Origin of the sequence: Mesorhizobium sp. M4B.F.Ca.ET.089.01.1.1 (assembly GCF_004022605.1) — a bacterium.
In the GTDB taxonomy this organism is placed as follows: Bacteria; Pseudomonadota; Alphaproteobacteria; order Rhizobiales; family Rhizobiaceae; genus Mesorhizobium; species Mesorhizobium abyssinicae.
In genome coordinates this window covers 1-5,447 of record NZ_RZOS01000394.1, presented here as the reverse complement: position 1 = coordinate 5,447, position 5,447 = coordinate 1, and the positions used below count along the sequence as shown (strand labels likewise).

Sequence of the window (5,447 nt, the reverse complement as noted above, 5' to 3'; positions counted from 1 at the left end):
GCAGGAGACCGGGCTGAAGCCCGGCGATTTCGTGCACACGCTCGGCGACGCGCATCTCTACTCGAACCATTTCGAGCAGGCGCGCGAGCAGTTGCGGCGCACGCCGAAGCCGCTGCCGACGATGTGGATCAATCCGGAGGTGAAGGACCTTTTCGCCTTCCGGTTCGAGGATTTCCGGCTCGAGAACTACTTCGCCGACGCGACCATCAAGGCGCCGATCGCCGTCTAAGGAGTGTGGGTATTCAGGGGATGCCGGACTGCGACCGGCGGTTTCCTGCGCTTCCGGTCAGTCGATGCCGACCATGACATCCGAGGCCTTGATCACCGCATAGGCCTGCTTGCCCTTTTCGAGCTTGAGGTCGGCAACCGCTTCGTTGGTGATCGAGGCGGTGACGATGGCGCCGCCGGTATCGATGCGGACATGCGAAGTGGTGGCTCCCTTGACGATCTCGACGATCGTTCCCTTGAGGATATTGCGGGCGCTGATCTTCATCGAGGGCTCCTTCGCTGTGTTGGCTGAAATCCATCGTAGGCTGGGAAAATCCTGTCTGACAACGACAGTGGTCGCGAAAGCTCTTTCCTTGTTATATTCGTGCGGATATATCGATCGGCAGGCTTTGAGCCGAATGGATTTTCAAACCCCCGGGGAGAGTTTCATGGTGACGCGCACGGATTTCGGACTTAAGGCCTTCGCTGTTGGCGGGCTGACCGCACTTTTGATGGCCGCCGCACCCGCCGCCCATGCCGAGGACAAGGTGGTCGTCTTTGCCGCGGCCAGCCTCAAGGAGGCGCTCGATGGCGTCAACAAGGCGTGCGAGGCCGATGTCGGCGAGGCGGCGACCATTTCCTACGCGGCAAGCTCGGCACTGGCCAAGCAGATCGAGGGCGGCGCGCCGGCCGATATCTTCATCTCGGCCGACCTCGACTGGATGAAGTATCTCTCGGACAAGCAGCTGACCAAGCCGGACACCGAGGTGAAGCTGCTCGGCAACCAGATCGTGCTGGTGGCGCCGAAGGATTCCAAGGTCGAGGCCAAGATCGACAAGGGTTTCGACCTCGCCAAGCTGATCGGCGACAGCAAGCTCGCCATGGGCGATGTCAAGGCGGTGCCGGCCGGCAAATACGGCAAGGCGGCGCTGGAATCGCTGGGCGTGTGGCCCTCGGTCGAGAGCAAGGTGGCGCAGGCCGAGAATGTGCGCGCGGCGCTGAAGCTGGTGTCGACCGGCGAGGCGGGGCTCGGCATCGTCTATGCCACCGACGCGCATGCCGAAAAAGGCGTGAAGGTGGTCGGCACCTTCCCGGAGCATTCGCATCCGCCGATCATCTACCCGGTTGCCCAGACCGCCGATTCGAAGGACAAGGATGCGCCGGCATTCCTGAAATGCCTCGAATCCGCCAAGGCGGCGGACCTTTTCAAGGCGCAGGGGTTCACCATCCTGGCGCCTTCCAACTAAGGCAGCGTCCCGACGCATGAACTGGCTGCTGGACCTCACTCCCGACGAATGGAATGCGGTCCGGCTGTCGATCAAGGTGGCCACGGTGGCGATGCTCTTCAGCCTGCCACCGGGCATCTTGATTGCGCTGGTTCTTGCCCGGGGAAAGTTCTGGGGCAAGACGCTGCTCAACGGGCTGGTGCACCTGCCGCTGATCCTGCCGCCGGTGGTGACCGGTTACCTCCTTCTGCTCACCTTCGGCAAGCGGGGGCCGGCCGGCGCCTTTCTGGCCGAGCATTTCGGCATCGTCTTTTCCTTCCGCTGGACGGGTGCGGCACTTGCCTGCGGCGTCATGGGCTTTCCGCTGATGGTGCGGGCGATCCGGCTGTCGATCGAGGCGGTGGACCGCCGGATGGAGGCGGCGGCCGGCACGCTCGGCGCCAATCCGCTCTGGGTGTTCATCACCATCACGCTGCCGCTGATCCTGCCCGGCCTGATCGCCGGATCCATCCTGGCCTTCGCCAAGGCGATGGGCGAATTCGGAGCGACAATCACCTTCGTCTCCAACATCCCCAACGAGACGCAGACGCTGCCGTCGGCGATCTACACCTTCACCCAGGTGCCGGGCGGCGATGACGGCGCGCTCAGGCTGACGCTGATCTCGATCGTCATCTCGATGGCCGCGCTGGTGGCGTCGGAAGTGCTGGCGCGGCGCGTCGGCCGGCGGATGGACATCGAATGACGCTGCTCGTCGACATCGGCCACCGGCTTGGCGATTTCGAGATCGATGCCAGTTTCGAAAGCGCCGGTCGGCTGACGGCGCTGTTCGGGCCGTCCGGTTCCGGCAAGTCGACGCTGATCAACCTGATCGCCGGGCTGATCCGTCCCGAGAAGGGGCGGATCGCCATCGACGGCCGCGTGCTGGTCGATACGCAATCCGACGTGTTCGTGCCGATGCACAAGAGGCGGATCGGCATGGTGTTCCAGGACGCGCGGCTGTTTCCGCACATGAGCGTCGCCGGCAATCTGCGCTATGGCCGCTGGTTCACGCCGGCCTCCGAGCGCTATGCCGACATCGACGCGGTGGTCGAGCTGCTCGGCATCGGCCATCTGCTCGACCGGCGGCCGGCCAAGCTCTCGGGTGGCGAGAAGCAGCGCGTGGCGATCGGCCGGGCGCTGCTTGCCAGCCCGAAACTGCTGCTGATGGACGAGCCGCTGGCTTCGCTCGACGAGGCGCGCAAGGCTGAGATCCTGCCCTATATCGAGCGATTGCGCGACGAGACGAAGATCCCGATCGTCTATGTCAGCCATTCCGTCGCCGAAGTGGCGCGGCTGGCGAGCGACGTGGTGGTGCTGTCGCAAGGCAAGGTCGCGGCCGCTGGCCCGACCGGGGCGATCATGCAGCGGCTCGACCTGTTGCCGGCGGAAGAGCGCGGCGAGGGCGGCGCGGTGCTGGACACCAGGGTGCTGCGCCATGACGAAAGCTTCGGCATGACGGTGCTCGGTTCGCCGGCCGGCGAAATCCGCGTGCCGCGCCTGGCACGGCCGGCCGGGACGCCAGTGCGGCTGCGCATCCGCGCCCGCGACGTCATGATCGCGACCGAAGAGCCGGTGGGCCTCAGCGCGCTCAATATATTGGCGGGAACGATCACCGCGGTCAGGCCGGGCCTCGGCCCGACGGTGGAGATCGCCATCGACTGCAATGGCGCCATCGTGCTGGCGCGCATTACCGAACAGTCGAAGCACACGCTGCGCCTTGCGCTCGGCCGCAGGGTCTTCGCGGTGATCAAGACGGTGAGCTTCGACAGCGCGACGACGGGACCAGGGCTGCCGGCCGAGGCCGATGGGTGACGAAAGGACAATGTCGCTATGTTGGTTTGGAATAGCGATTGGGCTGCCGAGCGGCTAATCTGATCGCGGAGGACAAGGGATGCCATCGCTGAGCTTGCGGATAAATCTCGATCCCGACGGGCGGATCGGGCCGGGCAAGATTGAGCTGCTGGAGCAGATCGCCGCCTTCGGCTCGATCTCGGCCGCGGCGCGCGGCATGGAGATGTCCTACAAGCATGCCTGGGACCTGGTCGAGGACATGAACCGGGTGTTTGGCAAGCCGCTGGTCGCGGCGCAGACGGGCGGCAAGAAGGGCGGCGGCGCGCAATTGACCGCGGTCGGCCTGGCGGTCGTCTGCCGCTTCCGGGCCATAGAACGGGCGGCAGCGTCCGCGGCGGCGCAGCATATGGAGGCCTTGCAAGCGGAGATCGATGCGGGCTGAGCGCCGCCCCGTTCCGGGTGGTCTCTATTCCTCAGGCTCGCCGGGCTTGCGCAGCAGATAGGTGTCCATGATCCAGCCCTTGCTTTGCCGGGCTTCCTCGCGGACCCTTTCGATCTCCGTGCCGACGTCGCCAAGGCGACCGGAGATGACGATCTCGTCGGGCGTGCCGAGATAGGCGCCCCAATGGATGACGAGGTTGTCGTCGTCCAGCGTGTTGAAGGCGCATTTGCCGTCGAGCATGACGACCGCGCTGCCGGCGTTGCCGGGCATGCCCTCTTGCGTCAGGCGGCGGCCGGTGGTGATCAACACGGGATCGCCGATGCGGTTCAGCGCCATTTTGTGGCCGGCAGCCAGCGCCTGGACGGCGGTGATGCCCGGAATAACCTCGAGTTCGAATTCGACATTGCGACGCTGCCGCACCCGCTCGAGGATGCGCAGCGCGCTGTCGTAGAGGGAGGGGTCGCCCCAGATCAGGAAAGCGCCGCAACCATCTTCGGCAAGCTCGTCGCGGATCAGGCCTTCGTAGATTGCGGCGATCGCTTCATGCCAGTCATCGACCGTCGCCCGGTAGGAAGGTGAGGGCTCGGCACGCACCGGCACCTCGAATTCCACCCGGCGCGATTTCGGGTTGGTGACGAAGCGGTCGCAGATCTGCCGGCGCAACTGGGCGAGATCGTTCTTTGTCGCGCCCTTGTCGGGAATAAACAGGACGTCCGCCCGGTTCAGGCCGTTGATGGCCTGGACCGTCATGTGTTCGGGATTGCCGGCGCCGATGCCGATGACCAGAAGCTTGCGCATGGGCGCTCTCCTGCCCGATCGGGAAGCCGGTGTCCAGACAAGCGTGAAGCAAGCACCGGCAAGGCCGCCGAATGGCCATCGTTTGGTGGAAACGCCGAACTGCTCTAGCTATTTGTCTTGCGTAAGTCCGGGCGGAAAACCGCTACCCACTTTTCCTGGATTTGCTCTAGATGTGGGCGCGCATCCGGCCAGTGCCGGCTCTGCCGCCAAGAGGGGGGTTCATGTTCCGCACTATCCTGACCGCAGCGCTGGCATTGTCGGTCGCGCCGGCATTGGCCAACGATTCGATCGCAGAACTCGGAACCGGGGGACTGATCCTGTCGCGCAGCGACGCCGTCGCCATGGAGAGCGAGGACCTCTTCATCTCGCAGGAAAAGGTCACGGTCGACTATGTCTTCCGCAACAACACCGACAAGGACGTCAGTGCCATCGTTGCCTTCCCGATGCCCGACATCGAAGGCGACCCGAACGAGATGCCGGCGATCCCCGAAGCGCAGAGCGATAATTTCCTCGGCTTCGAAGTGACGATCGACGGCGTCGACGCAAAGCTGCAACTCGAGCAGAAGGCCTTTGCGCTGGGTATCGACATCAGCGCCGACCTCAAGGCGCAGAACGTGCCGCTCTATCCGTTCGGCGACGCGGCCAAGGCGGCGCTGGCGAAGCTTCCCAAGGAGGTCGCCGAGGACTGGGAAAACCGCGGTATCATCATCGAGGATACCGCCGATGACGGCTCGGGGATGAAGACCGTCTACGCGCCGTTCTGGCAATTGCGCTCGACCTATTGGTGGCGCTCGACCTTCCCCGCCAACAAGGCGGTGCATGTCTCGCACCGCTACAAGCCGAGCGTCGGCAGAACCTCGTCGGTCAGCTTCTTCTATGACGGCCAGTTCCAGGGCCAGTACGCGACCTACAAGACCCGCTATTGCATGGACGATGGTTTCGAG

Annotated in this window: 8 protein-coding genes; 6 read left to right on the top strand and 2 right to left on the bottom strand. The window is 64.5% G+C overall.

Going from position 1 to position 5,447, the window contains the following annotated elements; translation table 11 throughout:
• The coding region (locus EN780_RS26760) for a thymidylate synthase (protein WP_245500151.1) at positions 1 to 229 on the top strand (229 nt) is incomplete at its 5' end.
• 57 nt (positions 230 to 286) lie between these two features.
• On the opposite strand, the gene EN780_RS26755 is transcribed toward EN780_RS26760, so the two are convergent.
• Positions 287 to 493, bottom strand: coding sequence for a molybdopterin-binding protein (locus tag EN780_RS26755; protein WP_127283647.1), 207 nt, complete (start codon positions 491 to 493; stop codon positions 287 to 289).
• A 163-nt stretch (positions 494 to 656) separates the two neighbouring features.
• Here EN780_RS26755 and modA point away from each other — a divergent pair, with 163 nt between their 5' ends.
• The 4 genes from modA to EN780_RS26735 all read left to right on the top strand — a co-directional run bounded on the left by modA (position 657) and on the right by EN780_RS26735 (position 3,705).
• Entirely contained in the window at positions 657 to 1,454 is a 798-nt protein-coding gene (gene modA / locus EN780_RS26750) for a molybdate ABC transporter substrate-binding protein (RefSeq protein ID WP_189556756.1), read from the top strand.
• A 16-nt stretch (positions 1,455 to 1,470) separates the two neighbouring features.
• A complete protein-coding gene (modB, locus tag EN780_RS26745; RefSeq protein WP_127394346.1) occupies positions 1,471 to 2,175 on the top strand; it encodes a molybdate ABC transporter permease subunit in 705 nt (234 codons plus the stop codon).
• The gene (modC, locus tag EN780_RS26740; RefSeq protein ID WP_128275790.1) at positions 2,172 to 3,284 is read left to right on the top strand and encodes a molybdenum ABC transporter ATP-binding protein; all 1,113 of its coding nucleotides are present in this window, start codon (positions 2,172 to 2,174) and stop codon (positions 3,282 to 3,284) included. The genes modB and modC overlap by 4 nt, the downstream gene beginning before the upstream one ends.
• A 79-nt stretch (positions 3,285 to 3,363) precedes the next feature.
• Complete coding sequence (locus EN780_RS26735; protein ID WP_127283649.1) at positions 3,364 to 3,705, top strand: winged helix-turn-helix domain-containing protein; 342 nt, start codon at positions 3,364 to 3,366, stop codon at positions 3,703 to 3,705.
• A gap of 24 nt (positions 3,706 to 3,729) precedes the next feature.
• Here the strand turns inward: EN780_RS26735 and cobF are convergent, their stop codons facing one another.
• The gene (gene cobF, locus EN780_RS26730) at positions 3,730 to 4,503 is read right to left on the bottom strand and encodes a precorrin-6A synthase (deacetylating) (protein ID WP_128275789.1); all 774 of its coding nucleotides are present in this window, start codon (positions 4,501 to 4,503) and stop codon (positions 3,730 to 3,732) included.
• 221 nt (positions 4,504 to 4,724) lie between these two features.
• Here cobF and EN780_RS26725 point away from each other — a divergent pair.
• Positions 4,725 to 5,447, top strand: a 723-nt coding sequence (locus EN780_RS26725) for a DUF4424 family protein (RefSeq protein WP_128275788.1), incomplete at its 3' end; no start/stop codon positions are given.

What these genes read in the sequence shown, in the direction of transcription:
- modA (WP_189556756.1), top strand. Translation starts at nt 657, where the DNA reads ATGGTGACGCGCACGGATTTCGGACTTAAGGCCTTCGCTGTTGGCGGG.
- EN780_RS26735 (WP_127283649.1), top strand. Translation starts at nt 3,364, where the DNA reads ATGCCATCGCTGAGCTTGCGGATAAATCTCGATCCCGACGGGCGGATC.
- modC (WP_128275790.1), top strand. Translation starts at nt 2,172, where the DNA reads ATGACGCTGCTCGTCGACATCGGCCACCGGCTTGGCGATTTCGAGATC.
- EN780_RS26755 (WP_127283647.1), bottom strand. Translation starts at nt 493, where the DNA reads ATGAAGATCAGCGCCCGCAATATCCTCAAGGGAACGATCGTCGAGATC.
- cobF (WP_128275789.1), bottom strand. Translation starts at nt 4,503, where the DNA reads ATGCGCAAGCTTCTGGTCATCGGCATCGGCGCCGGCAATCCCGAACAC.
- modB (WP_127394346.1), top strand. Translation starts at nt 1,471, where the DNA reads ATGAACTGGCTGCTGGACCTCACTCCCGACGAATGGAATGCGGTCCGG.